18 protein-coding genes are annotated in these 19,314 nt (G+C 70.5%); 7 read left to right on the forward strand and 11 right to left on the reverse strand.

Translation table 11 applies throughout. From position 1 onward, the window contains the following. Positions 1-33: 33 nt before the first annotated feature. The 3 genes from ACIA8G_RS01695 (at position 34) to ACIA8G_RS01705 (ending at position 4,854) form a co-directional block, all read left to right on the forward strand. Positions 34-2,775: a DEAD/DEAH box helicase gene (locus ACIA8G_RS01695; protein ID WP_396416316.1), complete on the forward strand. Its 2,742-nt coding sequence runs from the start codon at positions 34-36 to the stop codon at positions 2,773-2,775. Between the two features lie 109 nt (positions 2,776-2,884). Beyond that, positions 2,885-3,568 (forward strand): DUF4333 domain-containing protein, encoded by a 684-nt coding sequence (locus ACIA8G_RS01700; protein ID WP_396416317.1) that lies wholly within the window; start codon positions 2,885-2,887, stop codon positions 3,566-3,568. A gap of 116 nt (positions 3,569-3,684) precedes the next feature. Continuing rightward, positions 3,685-4,854, forward strand: a complete 1,170-nt coding sequence (locus ACIA8G_RS01705) for a GNAT family N-acetyltransferase (protein WP_396416318.1) — start codon at positions 3,685-3,687, stop codon at positions 4,852-4,854. Here the strand turns inward: ACIA8G_RS01705 and ACIA8G_RS01710 are convergent. Next, complete coding sequence (locus ACIA8G_RS01710) at positions 4,851-6,602, reverse strand: hypothetical protein (RefSeq protein ID WP_396416319.1); 1,752 nt, start codon at positions 6,600-6,602, stop codon at positions 4,851-4,853. The two genes, ACIA8G_RS01705 and ACIA8G_RS01710, sit on opposite strands and share 4 nt — an antisense overlap. Positions 6,603-6,632: 30 nt before the next feature. Continuing rightward, positions 6,633-7,577 carry a 5'-3' exonuclease H3TH domain-containing protein gene (locus ACIA8G_RS01715; protein WP_396416320.1) on the reverse strand — a complete coding sequence of 315 codons (945 nt, stop codon included), beginning with the start codon at positions 7,575-7,577 and terminating at the stop codon, positions 6,633-6,635. 125 nt (positions 7,578-7,702) lie between these two features. On the opposite strand from ACIA8G_RS01715, the gene ACIA8G_RS01720 reads away from it, so the two are divergent. The 4 genes from ACIA8G_RS01720 (at position 7,703) to ACIA8G_RS01735 (ending at position 10,325) form a co-directional block, all read left to right on the forward strand. Then, a complete protein-coding gene (locus tag ACIA8G_RS01720; RefSeq protein ID WP_396416321.1) occupies positions 7,703-8,824 on the forward strand; it encodes a M24 family metallopeptidase in 1,122 nt (373 codons plus the stop codon). Next, positions 8,821-9,267: an Lrp/AsnC family transcriptional regulator gene (locus ACIA8G_RS01725; RefSeq protein WP_396416322.1), complete on the forward strand. Its 447-nt coding sequence runs from the start codon at positions 8,821-8,823 to the stop codon at positions 9,265-9,267. Before ACIA8G_RS01720 ends, ACIA8G_RS01725 begins: the two co-directional genes overlap by 4 nt. A gap of 205 nt (positions 9,268-9,472) precedes the next feature. Next, a complete protein-coding gene (locus ACIA8G_RS01730) occupies positions 9,473-9,940 on the forward strand; it encodes a hypothetical protein (protein WP_396416323.1) in 468 nt (155 codons plus the stop codon). 13 nt (positions 9,941-9,953) lie between these two features. Beyond that, positions 9,954-10,325, forward strand: coding sequence for a hypothetical protein (locus ACIA8G_RS01735; RefSeq protein ID WP_396416324.1), 372 nt, complete (start codon positions 9,954-9,956; stop codon positions 10,323-10,325). 9 nt (positions 10,326-10,334) lie between these two features. On the opposite strand, the gene ACIA8G_RS01740 is transcribed toward ACIA8G_RS01735, so the two are convergent. Genes ACIA8G_RS01740 through ACIA8G_RS01780 form a run of 9 tightly spaced genes read right to left on the reverse strand, consistent with a single transcriptional unit; the run spans position 10,335 to position 19,304 of the window. Continuing rightward, positions 10,335-10,958 carry an ATP-binding cassette domain-containing protein gene (locus ACIA8G_RS01740; RefSeq protein ID WP_396416325.1) on the reverse strand — a complete coding sequence of 208 codons (624 nt, stop codon included), beginning with the start codon at positions 10,956-10,958 and terminating at the stop codon, positions 10,335-10,337. Further along, positions 10,934-11,533: an ABC transporter ATP-binding protein gene (locus ACIA8G_RS01745; RefSeq protein ID WP_396416326.1), complete on the reverse strand. Its 600-nt coding sequence runs from the start codon at positions 11,531-11,533 to the stop codon at positions 10,934-10,936. The genes ACIA8G_RS01740 and ACIA8G_RS01745 overlap by 25 nt, the downstream gene beginning before the upstream one ends. Then, positions 11,530-13,974: an ABC transporter permease gene (locus ACIA8G_RS01750; RefSeq protein ID WP_396416327.1), complete on the reverse strand. Its 2,445-nt coding sequence runs from the start codon at positions 13,972-13,974 to the stop codon at positions 11,530-11,532. Before ACIA8G_RS01750 ends, ACIA8G_RS01745 begins: the two co-directional genes overlap by 4 nt. Positions 13,975-14,023: 49 nt before the next feature. After that, on the reverse strand, positions 14,024-14,887 hold the full coding sequence (locus ACIA8G_RS01755; protein WP_396416328.1) for a hypothetical protein: 864 nt from the start codon (positions 14,885-14,887) through the stop codon (positions 14,024-14,026). 20 nt (positions 14,888-14,907) lie between these two features. Further along, positions 14,908-15,900 carry a proline racemase family protein gene (locus ACIA8G_RS01760; protein WP_396416329.1) on the reverse strand — a complete coding sequence of 331 codons (993 nt, stop codon included), beginning with the start codon at positions 15,898-15,900 and terminating at the stop codon, positions 14,908-14,910. Next, the gene (locus tag ACIA8G_RS01765; RefSeq protein ID WP_396416330.1) at positions 15,897-16,790 is read right to left on the reverse strand and encodes a dihydrodipicolinate synthase family protein; all 894 of its coding nucleotides are present in this window, start codon (positions 16,788-16,790) and stop codon (positions 15,897-15,899) included. Before ACIA8G_RS01765 ends, ACIA8G_RS01760 begins: the two co-directional genes overlap by 4 nt. Positions 16,791-16,843: 53 nt before the next feature. After that, positions 16,844-18,037 (reverse strand): FAD-dependent oxidoreductase, encoded by a 1,194-nt coding sequence (locus tag ACIA8G_RS01770; protein WP_396416331.1) that lies wholly within the window; start codon positions 18,035-18,037, stop codon positions 16,844-16,846. Between the two features lie 8 nt (positions 18,038-18,045). Further along, positions 18,046-18,228 carry a 2Fe-2S iron-sulfur cluster-binding protein gene (locus ACIA8G_RS01775; protein WP_396416332.1) on the reverse strand — a complete coding sequence of 61 codons (183 nt, stop codon included), beginning with the start codon at positions 18,226-18,228 and terminating at the stop codon, positions 18,046-18,048. Next, positions 18,225-19,304: an NAD(P)/FAD-dependent oxidoreductase gene (locus ACIA8G_RS01780; RefSeq protein ID WP_396416333.1), complete on the reverse strand. Its 1,080-nt coding sequence runs from the start codon at positions 19,302-19,304 to the stop codon at positions 18,225-18,227. The genes ACIA8G_RS01775 and ACIA8G_RS01780 overlap by 4 nt, the downstream gene beginning before the upstream one ends. Positions 19,305-19,314: the final 10 nt, after the last annotated feature.

Below are 19,314 nucleotides of genomic sequence, written 5' to 3' on the forward strand. Positions count from 1 at the left end.
GCGATTGTCGGTGCGATGTGAAAGCCTGATGGGGTGTCAAGTGCTTCGCGGTCCCCGGCCGAGGCCTACGCCGCTTCCCGGCGTCGAGCTGAGCGGCCCAAGCTGACCGATTTCGGCTCCGTCATCTCGTTCGAGCTGGACCCGTTCCAGCGCCAGGCCTGCGAGGCCCTGGAGGACGGTCACGGAGTGCTCGTGTGCGCCCCCACGGGCGCCGGCAAGACAGTCGTGGGCGAGTTCGCCGTGCACCTCGCGCTGAGCGAGGGCCGCAAGTGTTTCTACACGACACCGATCAAGGCGTTGTCCAACCAGAAGTTCGCGGACCTGACCGCGCGCTACGGCGCGAAGAACATCGGCCTGCTGACCGGTGACACGAGCATCAACGGTGGCGCGCCGGTCGTGGTGATGACCACCGAGGTGCTGCGGAACATGCTCTACTCGGGTTCGTCCACTCTGGACGGACTCGCCTACGTCGTGATGGACGAGGTGCACTACCTCGCGGACCGGTTCCGCGGTCCCGTGTGGGAAGAGGTCATCCTGCACCTGCCCGAGCACGTGCAGGTGGTCGGTCTGTCCGCGACGGTCAGCAACGCCGAGGAGTTCGGCGAGTGGCTGGTCGAGGTGCGCGGCGACACGACGGTCGTGGTCGACGAGCACCGGCCCGTGCCGCTGTGGCAGCACATGCTGGTGGGCAACCAGATGCTGGACCTGTTCGAGGGCGACGAGACGCACGCGCGGATCAACACGCAGGTGCTGCGCAAGACCGAGGAGCTGGCGCGCTACCACGTGCCGTTCAGCCGCGGGCGCAACCGTTCCGGCGGCACCGGGCGGCCGGCGCGCAACAGCGGGTTCAAGCCGCCGTCGCGCACCGACATGATCCAGCGGATGGACGCCGCCAGCCTGCTGCCGGCGATCGTGTTCGTGTTCAGCCGCGCGGGGTGTGACGCGGCGGTCGCGCAGACCGCGCGGGCCGGGCTGCGGCTCAACACCGTGGAGGAGACCGAGCAGGTCCGCCGGATCATCGACGAGAAGTCGCGCGACCTGCCCGAGGCCGACCTGACGGTGCTCGGGTTCTGGGAGTGGCGGGAGGCGCTGGAGCGCGGCATCGCGTCGCACCACGCCGGGCTGCTGCCCGCGTTCAAGGAGACCGTCGAGGAGCTGTTCGTCCGCGGCCTGGTCAAGGTCGTGTTCGCGACCGAGACGCTGGCGCTGGGCATCAACATGCCCGCGCGGACGGTCGTGCTCGAGAAGCTCGTGAAGTACAACGGCGAGGCGCACGTCGACCTCACGCCGGGCGAGTACACGCAGCTCACCGGCCGTGCCGGGCGGCGCGGCATCGACGTGGAGGGGCACGCGGTCGTCGTCTGGCAGCCGGGGATCGACCCCAAGGCGGTCGGCGGGCTCGCGTCCACCCGCACGTACCCGCTGCGCTCGTCGTTCCGGCCCGGCTACAACATGGCCGTCAACCTCGTGCACCAGCTCGGCGCCGCGGCCGCGCGCGAGATCCTGGAGCAGTCGTTCGCGCAGTTCCAGGCCGACCGCTCGGTGGTCGGGCTGGCGCGGCGGATCGACCGCAACAAGGAGGCGCTCGGGGGCTACGCCGAGTCGATGACGTGCCACCTCGGCGACTTCGCCGAGTACGCGTCACTGCGCCGCCGGGTCGCGGACCGCGAGAAGCAGCTCGCGAAGCAGAACACCAACGCGCGCCGGATCGAGACGGCCAAGTCGCTCGAGAAGCTGCGCAAGGGCGACGTGATCGCGGTGCCGTCCGGCCGCCGGTCCGGGCTCGCCGTCGTCGTCGACCCCGGCCTCGAGCCGCTGGGCGAGGCGCGGCCGCTGGTCGTCACCGAGGACCGCTGGTCGGGCCGGCTGACCAGCGCGGACTTCCCGGCGCCGGTCGAGGTGCTCGGGTACATCCGGCTGCCCAAGCAGGTGGACGTGCGGTCGCCCAAGTCGCGCCGCGACCTCGCGTCGACGATCCGCAACACCGGCATCGCGGTGCCGTCGAACCGCCGCAGCAAGATCACCGCGGACGACGACCCGGAGCTGGCGACGCTGCGCCGGGCCCTGCGCGCGCACCCGTGCCACGGCTGTGACCAGCGCGAGGACCACGCCCGGTGGGGCGAGCGGTACCACCGCCTGCTGGCCGAGACCGAGCAGCTGGAGCGCAAGGTCGCGGCGACGACGCACTCGCTGGCCCGCCAGTTCGACCGCATCCGGGCGTTGCTGCGCGAGCGCGGCTACCTCAGCGAGGCCGAGGAGGTCACGGAGAACGGCAAGCGCCTGACCAGGCTGTACAGCGAGTCCGACCTGCTGGCCGCCGAGTGCATCCGCCACGGCGTGTGGAAGGGCCTCAAGCCGGAGGAGCTCGCGGCGGTGGTGTCGTCGCTGGTCTACGAGGCGCGCCGGGACGGTCCCGTCGAGGCACGCCTGCCGCAGGGGCCGGTGGCGGACGCGATGCTCAAGACCGTGCGGTTGTGGGCGGAGATCGAGGACGACGAGCGGCGCCTCAAGCTCGAACGCATCACGCGGCAGCCGGATCCCGGGTTCGCCTGGCCGGTGTTCCGGTGGGCGCGCGGCGAGTCGCTGGAGAAGGTGCTCAGCGCCGCCGAGGCGGGCGGCAACGAGCTCGGTGCGGGAGACTTCGTGCGCTGGTGCCGGCAGGTGATCGACCTGCTGGACCAGATCCGCGACGTCGTCGGCGCCAAGGATCCGGTCGGGGCCGCCGCCTCGAAGGCCGTCGACGCGCTTCGCCGCGGTGTCGTGGCGATGATGTGACTCGAAAATGTGACAGGCGCCTGACGAAGGTTTTGCGAGTCGGAGTAAAGACTGACGTCAGCAGTGTGATTGGATCGCGCCGCAACGTCGTACACACGGAGGTCGACAGATGAGCAGCCCGTACGGACCGTCCGGAGGGAACGATCCGCAGCAGCCCTGGGGCCAGCCGCAGCAGCCGCAGCAGCCCTACGGAGGCGGTTTCCCTCCCGGCACACCGTCCGGCGGCTTCCCGGCTCAGAACCCCTACGGCCAGCCGCAGCAGCCCCAGCCGGGCCAGCAGCCGCAACAGCCGTACCCCGGTTTCGATCCGTCGCAGCAGCAGACGCAGCAGTACGGCGTGCCACAGCCGCAGTCGAACCCGTACGGCACGCCCGTGCAGGACCCGTACGGCCAGCAGCAGCAGTACCCCGGTCAGCAGCCGAACCCGTACGGGCAGCAGCCCGGCTACGGCCCGCCGGTGCCGCCGAAGAAGAAGTCGAGCGCGGCCATCTGGGTGGCCGCGGTCGTCGTCGTGCTGCTCGTCGGTGGCGTGTTGTTCGCCGGGTTCGTGACGCCGGCGTTCTTCAAGAAGAAGATCTTCGACAACACGGCCGTGCAGACCGGCATCGTCCAGATCCTCAAGGACGAGTACAAGATCTCCGAGGTCGGCGCGGCCACCTGCACCGGTGAGAACGAGGTCAAGCCCAACACCTCGTTCGAGTGCAAGGTCCAGGTCGGCGGCAAGGACAAGAAGGTCAAGATCGTCGTCAAGACCGCGGACGGCGAGTACGAGGTGGGCCAGCCCACCGGCTGATCCGCTTCTCTGTGCACCCGAGCCTCCCCCGGACCGTTCCGGGGGAGGTTTCGTGTCTCTCGTGACCGCGGGAAACTGAGGTGCGCTCGCCGTCGTGGTGAGTCACGATCGCGGTCGTGACCGACATCCGCGTTCTCACCGACGAAGCGCAGTACCGCGCCCACAGCACCCTGTTCCGCCGTGCGATGCACTGGGGCCCGCCGACGGACGAGCAATGGGCGGTCGTGCTCCCGTCGTACGAGCCCGGCCGCGTGCACGCCGCGTTCGACGGCGACGAGATGGTCGGCACCACCCAGTCCTACGCCGGCTCCATGGTGGTGCCCGGCGGCGCCGTAGTGCCGCACTCCGCCGTCTCACGCGTGGGCGTGCGCGCCGACTACACGCGCCGCGGCGTGCTGACCGCCCTGATGCGCGAACAACTCTCGACGCTCCCAGACCCCGTCGCGACGCTGCGCGCCTCCGAGGGCCGCATCTACGGCCGCTTCGGCTACGGCCTGGCGGGACGCGTGCGGTATCTGCAGATCGACGCGACCAAGGCCGTGATCCCCGGATCGCCGACCGGCCGGGTGCGGATGGTGGACCCCGACACCGCGGACAAGCTGCTGCCCGAGCTGCACGACGCCTTCGCCCTCGACCGGCCGGGGCAGATCTCCCGCTGGGCGGGCTGGTGGGCCAGGGCGCGCGACCGCAAGACCGAGGCCGAGAACATGGTGACCATCGTCCACAGTGGACCCGATGGCGACGACGGTTACCTGTGCTACAAGGTGTCCGAGGTCAAGGACTTCAAGCACAAGATGGAGATCGTGGACTTCGTGTCGTCGAACGCCGACGCGTGGCGCGACCTCTGGATCTACGCGACGCGACTGGACCTGGTCGACACGATCGAGGTCGACGTGGCGCTGGACGACCCGCTGAACTGGCTCTTCGAAGACCCGCGTGTCGTGCACACCAAGGAGGTCTTCGACGAGATCTGGCTGCGCCTGGCCGACGTCCCGCGCATGCTGGCGGCGCGCACCTACGGGACCGCCGAGCCGGTCGTGCTGGAGGTCCAGGACGCACTGCTGCCCGCGAACTCCGGTGCCTACCGGATCTCCCCGGACGGCGCCGAGCGGGTGGACGCGGCCGCGGACATCACGATCCCGGTCGACCTGCTCGGGGCCGCGTACTTCGGCGACACCTCGTTCTCACAGCTCGCGGCTGCCAAGCGGATCACCGGTGGGCGGTTCGACGCGGCTGACGCGTTGTTCGCCAGCCCCGTCGCACCGCGGTGCTCGACCTTCTTCTAGGTCTTGCGGACCGCGCCGGTGAATCCGGCGATGAACAACGTGGCGAAGGCCCACGCCATCAGCCGGAGCACCCAGCCGGTGATGGTGAGGGCCTGACCCGCGCCGGTATTGGTGGCCTCGCACCGGATGCGTGCCGGGGTGCTGAGCAACGGCGCGCCGAGTTCGAGCCCGACGGCGATCCGGTCGATCATCGGGCACGGCGTGGGTGCGGCTCCAGCGCGCGTCTGGACCAGTCCGGTGCCTCCCAGAGCCACCGCGAGTACCGCACCCGTGATCAGGACGGCCAGCAGACCGACCAGCGCGCGCCACGGCTGGTAGCCGTAACCGAGCACCAGCCCGGTGAAACGGGCCCAGACGCGTTCGCCACGGCCGGTGAGGCCGCGGTCGATCTGGTCGCGCCGCTGTTCCATCAGAATTCGCCGGGCTTCGCGGTCGTGCCCGGCAGCGCGGTGTGCCGCGGCGAGGTGCTGGTAGGGCTGCGCCGCGTAATAGGGCGTGCCCTCACGCAGGTACGTCAGCCACTCGGATGCGTGGATGCCGAACGGGATGCCTCGGTACACCAGCTCGTCCACGCTGATCCGCGACCTCGGGTCCGTGAGGTGCTCCAGCTGTGACGGCTGGAAGGAGAAGGCGCCGCGGATCTCGACGATGTTCAGGATGATCACCGCGTCTTCGCCGCCGCCGAACGCCCGGAAGTCCTCCATCCCCACGTGGTTGTCGACCCGCAGTCCGACCGCGCTCAGCGCGGGACCAGTGGGGTTCCGCATGATCGCGTTCTGGCACTCCCACCCTCCGAAATGTGAGCCGGGGACGCTGACGCAGCCATCCGGGCCCACGCCGTGAGCGTCGAACCCGTCGTTCCAGAAGACGTACAGGTCGACTCTCGCCTCGTTGGCCAGCAAAGCCGGCCCGGAGTCGTTTCGCAGGGTCGCTCCGTTGCAGTTGAGCATCCCGGTGATGCGGGCGGCCGAGAGGTCCACCGCGCCGTCTTCTCCGGCGCCGGTGGCGGAGAACCCGTGCCGCAACAACACGTTGCGGCCGGTTTGGAGCCCTTCGGCGTTCATCGCGGGTCCGGAGTCGTTGTGCAGCCGAGCCCCGTCGAGGTCCAGGGTGCCGCCGATCTCCGTCCCCACCAGCCTGATCGCACCTCCGGCTCCGACGCCGACCGCCTCGAACCCGTTGTGCAACCGGACGTTCTCCTCGATCTTGGCGCTGTGCAGGTCGAGCGCTGTTCCTGCGTCCGAACTGAACCGTGCGCCCTCACAGTGCAGTTCGTCGAGACGTGCGCCAGACAGGTCAACGGCGACAGCGGTGTGCCCTTCCACCGTCGTGCCTTGGTCGATCCAGAGCATGGAGGCGGTGAGCCTGCAGGCGCTCAGGACGTGACCGGTGGGGTGCTCGAGCCTGCAGCCGGACAGGGCGATGCCCGCGAGGCGCGCGTCTCGGGCACTCATGCCCTCGTCGAGGAGGCAGCTGTACAGCTCCAGCCACACCGTGCTGATGACGTTGCCGAGGCTCAGCCGGCCTTCGATGCGGGCGCCCCGCAGCCGCAGGCCGAGAGGATCGGGATCAGGGGCGAGGCGCCCGCGCAGGATGTCTCTGATCACCCACGCGCGGATGGTGCGCGACTCGTCCCAGCTCCTCATCGACTCCACGTCGACGGGCGAATCGCCTGCCAGGTCCAGCAACTCACCACGTTCGACGTGCTCGATCAACGACTGTTCCACCGGCCGCAGCGCATCCGTCACGCTTGCGGAGTCGTTGGGGGAGAAAAGACGTTACGCGCGCCGCTCCATCGCGTTCACCAGGCGCGGCACCGAGCTGCCCAGCCCCCAGCGCTGCGTGAGCTCACGCAACCGCTCGGGGTCGGCAGGCACCCGAGGCACGTCGTCCGCCCGGTCCAGCACGACGGGAGCGTCCAGCGCGGTCCGCACGACCACCGGCGCCACCGCGAGGTAGTCCTCGGCGGCGAGCAGGGAGTTGCGGGCCTTGGTGGTGAGCTTGCGGTCCATCGGGTCGGTGACGGCCGCGAGCACCGCGTCCAGCGAGCCGAACTCGGTGATGAGCTTGGCCGCGGTCTTCTCGCCGATGCCCGCGACGCCGGGCAGGCCGTCGGACGGGTCGCCGCGCAGCACGGACATGTCGGCGTAGGCGGAACCGGCGTTCTCGACCGGCAACGAGTACTTCGCCGCGAGTTCCTCGGGGCCGATGACCTCGGCCTTGTTCCAGCCGCGGCCGACGTAGACGACGTGCACGGGCGTGGGTTCGAAGCGCACGACCTGGAACATGTCGCGGTCGCCGGTGACCACCTCGACGGGGGAGCGCTGCTCGCGGTGGGCGAGCGCGCCGATCACGTCGTCCGCCTCGTGGCCCGCCGCCTCGGCCGTGCAGATGCCCGCCGCGTCGAGCACGTCGAGGATGATCGGGATCTGGGGCGTGAGGGTGTCCGGGACCTCTTCGGAACCGTCGGTCGCGTCCTGGGCCACGCGTTGCGCCTTGTAGGAGGGCAGCAGCTTCACGCGGAACTCAGGGCGCCAGTCGGCGTCCAGACAGGCCACCAGGCGCCCGGCACCGCGTTCGGTGATCACGCGGGCGATCGTGTCCACGAACCCGCGCACGGCGTTCACGGGCGTGCCGTCGGGCGCCGTCATCGAGTCGGGCAGCGCGTAGTACGACCGGAAGTAGAGGCTCGCGGAGTCGAGCAGCACCAGGGGAGAGCTCACGAATGGACAAGCTACCGGTGCATTGACCGCTAACGCTTGCTGGGCGCGTTCATCGGTCAGGCGGCACCTGTTGAGTGTCGAAGGTGCCCGGCAAGCATCGAGGTCAACGCACTAGGCTTTCGACCATGGCAACGATCACCGGGCCCATCGACGTGTCCGCGCTGCGCGCGCGGCTCGACCGCGCTTCCGCCGCCGCCGAGCAGGCGGGCGTCGACGCCCTCCTCATCTCGCCCGGCTCGGACCTGCGGTACCTGATCGGTGCCGGCGGCGACTCGTTCGAGCGCCTCACCTGCCTCGCGCTGCCGGTCGACGGCACGCCGACGCTGGTCGTGCCCAAGCTGGAGCAGCCCGGTTACGCGGGCATCCCGACCGACGAGCTGGGCGTCCAGGTCGTCACGTGGGTCGACGGCGAAGACCCGTACGCGCTGGTCAAGGCCGCTATCAAGGGCAACCGCACGGCCGTGGCGGACATGATGCCCGCCCTGCACACCATCAAGCTCGGCAACGCCGTCGGCGGCCCGCAGAGCCTGGCAGGGCCGATCATCCGCGAGCTGCGGATGCGCAAGGACGCCTCCGAGATCGCCGCCCTGCGCAAGGCCGGTGCCGCGATCGACCGCGTGCACGCGCGCATGGGCGAGTTCCTGCGCGTCGGCCGCACCGAGCGCGAGGTCGCGAAGGACATCGCCGCGGCGATCGTCGAAGAGGGCCACACCGTCGCGGACTTCGTGATCGTCGGCTCCGGCCCGAACGGCGCCTCGCCGCACCACCGCGACTCCGACCGCGTGATCGAGGCCGGCGAGGTCGTCGTCATCGACATCGGCGGCCCGGTGGCCGAGGGCTACAACTCCGACTCGACCCGCACCTACGTGATGGGTGAGCCGTCCTACGACGACGTCCGGGACACCTACGCCGTCCTGCAGGCGGCGCAGCAGGCCGCCGTCGAGGCCGTGCGGCCGGGCGTGACCTGTGAGGAGATCGACAACGTCGCCCGCAAGGTCATCACCGATGCGGGCTTCGGCGAGTACTTCGTGCACCGCACCGGCCACGGCATCGGCCTGGACGTGCACGAGGAGCCTTACATCGTCAGCGGCAACGCGCTGCCGCTCGAGGCCGGCATGGCCTTCAGCGTCGAGCCCGGCATCTACCTGCCCGGCCGGTGGGGCGCGCGCATCGAGGACATCGTCGTGGCCACCGCCGACGGCGTCGAGTCCTTCAACAACCGACCTCACGAGCTGGTGGTGCTTTGACCCTCGAGCAGATCGACAGAGCGATCCTGAAGGAACTCGCCTCGGACGGCCGGTGCAGCTTCACCGACCTCGCCGAGCGCGTCGGCCTGTCCGTGTCGGCGGTGCACCAGCGCGTGAAGCGCCTGGAGCAGCGCGGCATCGTGAAGGGCTACGCCGCGCGGCTGGACGGCCCGGAGATCGGCCTGCCGATGTCGGCGTTCATCTCGCTCTTCCCGATCGACCCGGCCGCGCCGGACGACTACCCGAAGCGCCTGGAGCACCTGTCCGAGATCGAGGCGTGCTACTCGGTGGCGGGCGACGCCTCGTACGTGCTGCGCGTCCGCGTCGCCTCGCCCGTGGCGCTGGAGGAACTGCTCCAGAAGATCCGGGAGTCGGCGAACGTGTCGACGCGGACGACCGTGGTGCTGTCCACGCCTTACGAGGACCGGCCGCCGGCCGTCTAGCCACCCCCTGACGCTTTCAGGGCATCTGCGGTGCCTCCACGTGGAGGCACCGCAGTTCGCGCTTGCCCCAGGTCCCGCGGAGCGATTGATCAGGAGTTGTCGTTCAGCTCCCGGTCGTCGATGCCGAACATCCTCCCTGCGCTAGTTGTGGCACTGGCACGGAGTGCGCATCGACGAGTGAGGTCGCATGGGGGATGAGATTCTGATGCTGAAACGAATTGCCGCGCTCGCCGCGGCGGTCGGCCTGTTCACGGCGGGACTGCTGGTCACCGCTCCAGCATCGATGGCCATGCCGGAGCCGTCGGCCCGGATCGCCTGTGCCGACGGTGTGGATCCGACCCAGTTGCCTGGGCCGACCACGAAGAGGTCGGCACCCGGCCCGGTCGGTTCGGTCGTGGAACTGCGCTACAGCAGCAACCACTGCGCGTGGGGTCGCGTGCGCAACGTCGCTTGCGGGTTCGACTGCGGGGACGCGGTGTGGACCGACCGGGCGGTCAACCGGGCCGAGGCGGACAAAGGGCGCTGGGAAGGGCTGCTCGGCTGGTCGCTGCTCAATCCAGGCGAGAAGAGCGGGTACAGCCTGGCCTACAACGACAACGGGCCGATCATGCGTGCTTGTGCGCAGATCATGGGTGGAGCGGGCCGGGAGATCCGGTGCACGGACTGGTACTGAGGGGGAGCTGAAAGTGAAGAAGGTATTTCTCGCGCTGTCGACGTCTGTGTTGCTCGGCGTCGGACTGGTCGCGCCCGCGCCGGCGAGCGCAGACGCCTATTGCCCCGTCGGATCGATCTGCCTGTTCGACGGCTTCTACTTCCAGGGATCGAAATACCGGGCGTGGAAGTGCGGTGTCATCTACAACGTCGGCGCCGAATGGGGCTCTGACAAGGTTCGTTCCTTCAAGAACCTGCAGACCGGCAATGTCACGGCGACTTTCTACGACTGGAGCGGATCCGAATGGGAGGTGCTCGGCTACTCCCAGGCTGTCGACGTCGTGCAGGTGACTCCGCGCCTGTACTACTCCACCCCTCGCGGTGTTGACGGCGTCAAGCCCTGCTGATCCACGCCATCAGGCGGCCTGGACCTGGCCGTCGGCGAGCACCAGCACCCGGTCGGCCACTGCGTGCACCGCGTCGTGGTGCGTGGCGATCAGCACCGCGGTGCCGTCGTCGGCCAGTCTGCGCAACAACCTGATCGCGGCCTCGGCGCTCTCAGCGTCGAGGTGCGCGGTCGGTTCGTCGGCCAGGAGCGCCGCCGGGCGCGCCACCACGGCACGGGCCAGCGCGGCCCGTTGCTGCTGCCCGAACGACACCTGCCCCGGATACCGCGAGCCGAGCTCCCCGATTCCCAGTTCCGCCAGCAACGCGGACACCCCGGAGACCTCACGCCCGGCCAGCCGCAGCGGCAGCGCGACGTTCTCCTCCAGCGTCAGCTCCGTCGCGAGTCCCAGCGACTGCGGCAGCACCGCGCAGTCCGTCCACGAGGCGGGCCCTGGCAGCACCGAGCCGCTGTCCGGGAAGTCGAAGCCGCACAACAGGGACAGCAACGCCGTCTTGCCCGATCCGGACGGCCCGCTCAGCGTCACGAACTCCCCGGCCGACACCGCCAGATCGACGCCGCGCAGCACGGAGACGCCACCGAACCGCCGGTGCACCCCGGCCGCGCGGATCACGACGCGGCCAGCGGGATGCACAGGTCCGCCAACGAGACGAGCCGGGGATCGTGCGACGCCACCACCGCGGGCACCGGCAACGACGCCAGCGTTTCCAGCACCAGGTCGGCGGAGCGGACGTCGAGTTGTGAGGTCGGCTCGTCCGCCACCACCACGGAGGCCCCCCGTGCCAGCGCGCAGCCGAACGCGAGCCGTTGTTGTTGTCCGCCGGACAAAGCGCCGATCCTCCAGGTGGCCGATCCGCCCAGGCCCAGGCGGTCCAGCAGGGACAGGTCGGTGGCGCCCGCCGCACGCAGGTTCTCGCCCACGGTCAGGTGCGCGATGAGGTTGTCGGCGGGATTCTGGAACACGACCGCGATCTCCTTGCGCCGCAACGTGCGCAGCTCCGACCACGACATGGCCGAGGTCGGGGTGTCGTTGACGAACACCTCGCCCTCCGACGGCCGCTCGACCAGTGACAGCACCCGCAGCAGCGTCGACTTGCCCGAACCGGACGGGCCGGACAGCACGGTGAGGCCGGGCGCGATGCTCAGCGACACGTCCGACACCGCTCGCACCTGGCCGTAGGACACCCCGACACCACAAGCGCGGATCACCTGAGCAGCTCTCCCATCCGCGCGGTGCGGACACCGCGCAACGCAAGCCAGGCCGCCGCGACGACCACGACGCCGCCGCACAGCAGCATGATCGCCAGCAGCGACGTGAGGTCGGGCAGCATCGGGGCGGGGTTCAGCCACGGCGCGGGATCGAGCCGGGGCACCGCGAACCCGGCGCTCACCAGCGACGCCAGCGCGCCGATCGCCAGCGCCAGCAGTGCGATCGTGCCCACCTCGAGCAGGTGACTCGACCACAGCACGGCCGTCCGCATGCCCATGCGCGTCGACAGCGCCCCCGACACCGCATTCTGGCGCCGCCGCACCTCGATCGCCAGCAGCAACGCCACCGCGGCCACCACGGCGAGCACCACGCCGATCGCGGCCACGAAGCCGAAGGTCCACTCCACGGTCAGGAACGGCAGGCCGTCGAGCACCTTCGCCCGGTCGGCGACGTTCGTGTAGTGGACGCCCGCGGTCTGCAGCTCGGCCGTCAGCGTGGACAACGGCAGCGACGACCACAGGTGCCACGAACCCACCTGTTCGACCGCGGGCACCGAGTCGCGCGCCACGACGTAGCCGCGCGTGCCGAGCTTCGGGAACGACGGCAGGGAGGCCACCGGTTTCAGCAGCGGCAACCCCGGGATCTGGATCTCCTTGTCCGGGGCGCGTCCGATCCGCACGGCCGGGGCGATGTCACCGGTCCGCTTCAGCCCGGCGAGCAGCGTGCGCACCTCGGCCGGGTCGTTCAGCACCGCCGCGTCGGTGAACGTCGCCGGGTCCACGACCAGCGCGCCGGTGCTGGCCCCGACCAGCGTGGTGGTGCCGCGCAACGAGTCCGGCAGTGCCACCCGGCCCAGCGCGATGTCCTGCGGCACCTGCACCGAGCTGTTCGCGCCGACGTACATGCCGGACTTCGAGTCCAATGAGGACTGCTGGGCGCCCGCCACCGCACTGCCGACCGCGATGGTGCCGACCGCCAGCACGCCCACCAGCAGCACGCCGGTCACCGGCCCCACGGCGGCGGCCAGCCGGCGCAACGCGAACTGCGCGGCCGGCACCTGCCACCACTGCACGCGATGCGACCAGGCCAGCGTCCAGCGCGCCAGCCGGGTCGCGAGCAACGCCGCCGCCAGCACCACGAGCAGCGGGAACGTCAACGCGGCCACGTCGATCTTCGGCAGCTGACCCGACCTCAGCGAAGTGCCCAACCCGTTGGCGGACAACCGGATCCACGCGAGCACGGCCAGCGCGGCGACCACCAGCTCCCACGGCACCGCCGCGAGCCGCCACGAGCGCGCCTGCTTCTGGAACGTGCGGTGGGTCTTCCAGCAGGCCACCAGCACGGTCACCGCGAGGCTCAGCACGACCACGGTCAGCACGGCGGCCGCCGCGATCCAGAGCGCCCCCGCCTCCAGCACGACACCGGGTCCGTAGAGCGGCAGCAACAACCGCGCCGCCAGCAGCCCCAGCAGCCCGCCGAGCACCAGCGGCAGCCCCAGCTCCAGCAGGCCCCGGAAGCCCAGAGCGAGCGGACTCGCCCCGCGCACCCACAGCAGCCGCAGTTCGGAATGCCTGCGCTGCGCCCATTGCACGGTGACCGTGCCGACGCCCGCGAGCCCGATCAGCACGCTGATGATCACCAACGGCAGCAGCGCCGACGACACGTTGTTCTGCGAGGTGCGGGCGGCGACGATGGCCGACGACAGCACGTCCATGCGCGTCAACGGCAGCCCGAGCGCGGACAGCCGGGCGTTCCCGTCGGCCAGCAGGGGTTCGGCCTCGGCGAGCGTCGACAGCGGTTCGGTGGGCCACCGCAGCGACACCGATGCCCCCGACGAGAAGTCCGGTGGCAGCTTGGCGAGATCGGCGGCCTGGGGCACCCAGATCACGGAGGTGCTGGCGCCGTCGCCGCCGAGCGGGTTCGGCACGACGGTCTTCGACTCGGAACACCACCAGTCCGACACCGGATGAGCCAGGTCGGCGTAGATCGCGGTCACCGCCAGCGGCGACCCGGCGGGCCGATCACCGATCTTCACCTTCGCCGCGATGGCGATCGTCTGCGGCACCCAGAGGCCGGTGCCCCCGCCCTGCAACACGGTCAGGTGGTCCACCGCGCCCGGCCGGTACCCGAACCGCCCGTAGGTCGCGAGCCCGTTGAAATCGGGCCGCCCGATGTAGGTGTAGACCGCGCCCAGGTCGCTGCGCGCGGCCATCTCGACGGCGGTCGAGAGCTCCATCCCGTCACCGTCCAGCGACGGCAGCACGGTGTGCGGGCACATCCGGCTCTGCTGGTACGAGAGAGCCGCGCCGCCCGCGGCCGACGAGTGCAGAACGGCCGCGGCGACCACGAAACCCAGCAGCAAGGTCGTCACGATGCTCACCAGCAACGTGAGCGGGCTCGACAACGCCGCTTTGGGCGCTGCTCTCCACGGCAACTGCACCAGCGCACGTTAACCGGCGCTTAGTGATTTTGGGGAGGCTTTCGGCTGTTCACGCCCATCGCCAGCGGACTCCGACCCAGTTCACGGACACGTTCGTCTCGAAGTGGTGCACCGAATTGGTGTGATCGAGTGCCAGATCCATGGTCCGGTGCGGTTCGTCCTCCTGCCAGTCCTGCAGGTAGACGTGCGGATCCACGGGCAGCGCCTCCGGGCTGAAGTGCACCTCGATCAGGCTCTGCGCGAGAAAGCACCGCACGCCGTGCGCGTATTCGATGCTGTCCAGCCGGGTCGGGTCGTGGACGACGAACTCGAACACCCAGGTCTCGTCCGCCGCCAGCGGCCGGTCGAACAGCAACTCGTCGACGGTCACGCGTTCGGTCTCATTTCGCGCCGTGCGGCCGACCCGGCAATTGCGGATGGGCTCGTGCCGCACCTGCTGCGTCCGCACGGAGTCGTCGCAGAAGTAGTGCGCGTGGAAGCGGTCCACGCCGTCCTGGCGCGCTCGGACGACCATCCGCACGTGGACGCGCGACGCGCGCCGTTCGGCGTTGACGAACACCCGGTCGTGCCGGGAGATGATCTCCAGATCGTTGGTGTTGAAGCCGGGCATCATCCCGGGGATGACGTCGGGCCAGCCGTTCGGACCGGCGTGCTCCAGCAGGGCGAGCAGCGAGCGGGACGGCACCTCCAGCAGCTCTTCCAGCACCGCCACGGCCTTGAGGGACTTCGGCGAGACCGGCCGCACCCGGCCCTGCTGCCAGTCGCTCAGGGTCGACAACGCCACCGCCACGTCCTGCTGGGCCAGGCGTAGTCGAAGCCGCTCCAGCGTGAGGCCGCGGCGGCGGATCGCCGCCCGCAGAGCCGAGTGGAAAGGTCCGATGCGCAGCAGCGCTTCCAGACTGGGCGTTGTCATCACCTGACAGAGGGTAGTGACTAGAGCGAGAACCCTTCCGGAAAGGGATCCGTGGCGTCCAAGAGGTACTGGCCCATGCCCGTGATCCAAGCCCGACCGGCCACTGTGGGCACTACCCCGATGCGGCCTCCGACCGGCACTTCTTCCAACAGCCTTCCGATGAATCTGGTGCCGATGAACGACTCGTTGACGAACTCTGCACCGATTCCGAGCTCACCGCGGGCGTGCAGCTGGGCCATGCGCGCGCAGGTGCCCGTGCCGCAGGGGGAGCGGTCGAACCAGCCGGGGTGGATCGCCATCGCGTTGCGCGAGTGGGCGCCGTCCTGGCCGGGCGCGGTGAACTGGACGTGCTTGCACCCGCCGATCGCGGGGTCGAGCGGGTGGACCGGCCGGTTCACCGCGTTGATCCGGTCCATGATGGACAGTCCGGCGGCGAGGATCCTGTCCTTCTCCGCCCGGTCGAACGGGATGCCGAGCCGCTCGAGCGGCAGGATCGCGTAGAAGTTGCCGCCGTACGCCATGTCGTAGCGCACCTCGCCCAGCCCGGGGACGTCGACGGTGGCGTCGAGCTCGTGCGCGTAGGCCGGGACGTTGCGGATCGTCACGAGCTTCGTGCGGGTGTCGTACTCGGCCAGCACCAGGCCGGCCGGGGTGTCCAGCCGGACCGTCGTGACCGGCTCGGTCACCTCGACCATGCCGGTCTCCACCAGCACCGTCGCCACGCCGATCGTGCCGTGCCCGCACATGGGCAGGCAGCCGGACACCTCGATGTACAGCACGCCCCAGTCCGCGTCCGGTCTCGTGGAAGGCTGCAGGATCGCGCCGCTCATCGCCGCGTGGCCGCGCGGTTCGTTGACCAGCAGCCTGCGGATGTGGTCGTGGTTCTTGATGAAGTTCAGGCGCTTGTCCGCCATGGTCTCGCCGGGGATCACGCCGACGCCGCCGGTGATCACGCGCGTCGGCATGCCCTCGGTGTGCGAGTCGACGGCGCTGAAGTACTTGGCGAACTTCATGAGGTCGCCAGCTTCATGTCCGCGTCGAGCTGGGCGAGGTGCTCGGGGGTGAGCGGGCCGCGAGGGGGACGGCAGGGCCCGCCGAAGCGGCCGACGAAGTCCATGGCGTGCTTGATGGCCTGCACGAACTCGGTGCGCGAGTCCCAGCGGAACGACGGCACCAGCCGCTCGTACAGCTCCCTCGCCTCGGTGAGTTCGCCCTGCTGGGCCAGCGAGAACAGGGTCGCGCACTCGGCGGGGAACACGTTGGGGAACCCGGCGAACCAGCCCGTGGCGCCCATCAGCAGGCTCTCCAGCACCACGTCGTCCGCGCCGGCCACGACGGTGAGGTGCGGGGCGGCGGCGCGGATCTCCAGCACGCGCCGGACGTCGCCGGAGAACTCCTTCACCGCCACCACCTGCTCGATCTGGCCGAGCTCGGCGATCAGGTCCGGCGTGAGATCCACCTTGGTGTCGATCGGGTTGTTGTAGACCATGATCGGCAGCCCGGCCTTCGCGACCTCGCGGAAGTGGTGCACGACCTCGTGCCGGTTCGCCCGGTACATCGTGGGCGGCAGGCACAGCACGCCGTCCGCGCCGTCCTCGGCGGCCAGCTCGGCCCAGTGCCGGGCCTGGTGGGCGCCCACGCCGTGGACGCCGATGACCGCGATGCCGATGCCTTGGACGGCCGCGATGGCGGTCTGGGCCACCTCACGGCGTTCCGCGTCGGTCAGGGATGAGTACTCGCCCAGTGAGCCGTTGGGGCCGACGCCGCGGCAGCCGTTCTCGACGACCCAGCGGCAGTGCTCGGCGAACTTGTCCAGGTCGGGCTTGAGGCCCGCCGGGGCCTTCGCGTCCTCGGCGTAGGGGAGTGCGGTGGCGACGATGACGCCGTCCAGGCGCTCGGTCATGCTGGCTCCTCTGGGAGTGCGGGTGGCGACGCCGGCGCGGTCTCGGCGTCCGGTCATGTCTGTTCCTCGTCCGGGAGTGCGGCGAGTTCGCCCAGCGGAATCGGGACCGCGATCACGCGGCGCTGGGCGTCGAACGGGATGCCGGTGAGCTCGGCGGCGTTGCGGGCGCAGATGCGGCCCTGGCAGCGGCCCATCGCGACCCGGCTGGTGAGCTTCAGCTCCCGCATGCTGCTCGCCTGGGTGAGGTCCTCGAGCCGGACCTGCTCGCAGCGGCACACGGTGGTGTCCGGGGTCAGCCACGTCTGCCAGCCGGGCTGGACGGCGTGCGCCCTGGCCAGGGCCTCGGCGAACAGGCGGCCCCTGCGCACGGCGTCGAGCGCTTTCGCGGGCGGTTCCTGGTGTGCCGCAGCGGCTCCGGCGACGACGCCCTCCGCCTCGGCGAGGTCCGCGCCGCCGATGCCGGTGACCTCGCCGGCGGCGTAGATGCCCTCGACCGAGGTCTGCTGGCGTTCGTCGACGACGAGGAAGTCGTTGGTGCGCCGGGCGTTCGGCACGAGGTCGGTGCGCGGGAGGAAGCCGTAGCCGATGCACACCAGGTCGGCCTGCACGGTGCGGTGGCTGACCGGGCGCCAGTGCCGGTCGAGCTTCGCGACGGTCACGCGGTGGCCGTGCTTGGCGATCACCGCGGTGCGGGTTTCCAGGTGTGCCAGCACCTTCCGGTACCGGGCGAGCTCGGCGATCTTGTGCCGGTTCGCCGCGACGGCCCTCGCCTCGCGCAGCCACCGGGCCGGTGAGGACGCCTCGTAGACGCCGACGAGCGTGGCGCCGAGGTCCTGCAACGCGGTGGCGACCGGCAGCAGGAACGGGCCGGTCCCCGCGACGATCACGCGTTCGGCCAGCGTGACGCCCTGTTTCGCCAGCGCTTGCGCGGCGCCCGCGGTGATCACGCCGGGACCGTCCCAGCCGGGGAAAGGCAGCGGCCGGTCGTAGGCGCCGGTCGCGATGATCAACGCGTCGAAGTGCAGCTGTCGCGGGCCCCGAAGGTGCAGTGTGTTGCCCTCGACCAGCCACGCCTCGGTGTTCTTGAGGTGCGTGACCCCGGGGTGCTCGAACATGGCCCTGCCGCGCAGGAACTGGCCACCGGCCTCGGGTTCCGCGTCGACCATCGTGACGTCGGCGCCCGCGTCGGCGGCGGTTCTGGCGGCGGCCATCCCGGCCGGTCCCGCTCCCACCACGACGATCTTCATGGCTGGCTTCATTTCTGGGTCCTGATCACGTCACCGTCGCGCAGCTGGTGGCGGCAGGCGCGGACCTCGGGGGTGCCGTTGATCTCCGCGACGCAGCCGAAGCACACGCCGATGCCGCAGAAGTACCGGCCGGGCAACAGTTCCGCGACGTGCGCGACCTCGCGCGGCAGGCCGTTGAACGTGACCTTCACACCATCACCTCCTGCCGGTCGACGCGGAACGGGTGGGGATCGACGTGCGGGGTGGCGCCGGTCAGCAGCTCGGCGAGCAGCCGGCCGGTCGCCGGGGCGAGGCCGACGCCCGCGCCCTCGTGGCCGGTGGCGTGCCAGAGGCCGGGCGTGCGCGGGTCGGCGCCGATGACCGGCAGGTGATCCGGCGCGTACGGGCGGAAACCACCGTAGGCGCGCATCACCGGAACGTCCGCCAGCATGGGGAAGAGTGCGATTGCTTTGCGCGCCAATGCTTTCAGCACCCTGGTCTCGATCGTGTCGTCGAAGCCCCTTCGCTGGCGGCTCGACCCGATCAGCACCGTGCCCGCCTGCGTCGACTCGACGACACCGGACGTCTGCAGGTCCGCGTCACCGCTCGCGACCGCGCCGACGTAGTCCGCGTCGTAGACCTTGTGCCTGATCGCGCCGGGGAGCGGCGTGGTGACCAGGACGACGCCGCGGCGGGGGAGGATGTTGACGCCGAAGTCGCGCGCCCACGGGCCGGTGGCGTTGACGACCGCCCCGCAGTGGATCACGCCCTGGCCGGTGGTGACCGAGCGGCCGTCCGTTGTGGACACCTCGACGGTGATGATCCTGATGCCGCGCAGCAGCGACTTCGTGGCTTTCACCGGGTTGAGCTGCGCGTCCTGCAGGTAGTGGACGGCGGCGGTGATCTCCGGGTTCAGGTGCGGCTCGTGGCTCAGCGCCTCCGCCGCAGTCAGTTCGCACGCGTCGATGCCCGCTGCCCGTTGCCGGGCGGCGAAGGCTTTGAGCGGCTCGGCGGCGTCCCTCGTCGTGGCGACGACCAGCCCGCCCTTCTCCTCCCACTCGGCGTCCTCGGCCAGTGCCGGCCACAGCTCCCGGCTCGCCCTGGCGAGGTCGAGCTCGGGGCCGGGCTCCTTGTCGCTGACCAGGACGTTGCCCTCGCCGGCGGCGCTCGTGCCCGACGCGGGTCCGTGGCGATCAACGACGAGGACGTCGAGCCCGCGGCTGTGCAGCGCCTGCGCACACGCGGCCCCGATGATGCCCGCCCCCACGACCACGACGTCCGGGTGCATCGCCACCTCC

The sequence above is a fragment of the Lentzea sp. NPDC051213 genome (assembly GCF_044455585.1).
GTDB lineage: Bacteria > Actinomycetota > Actinomycetes > Mycobacteriales > Pseudonocardiaceae > Lentzea.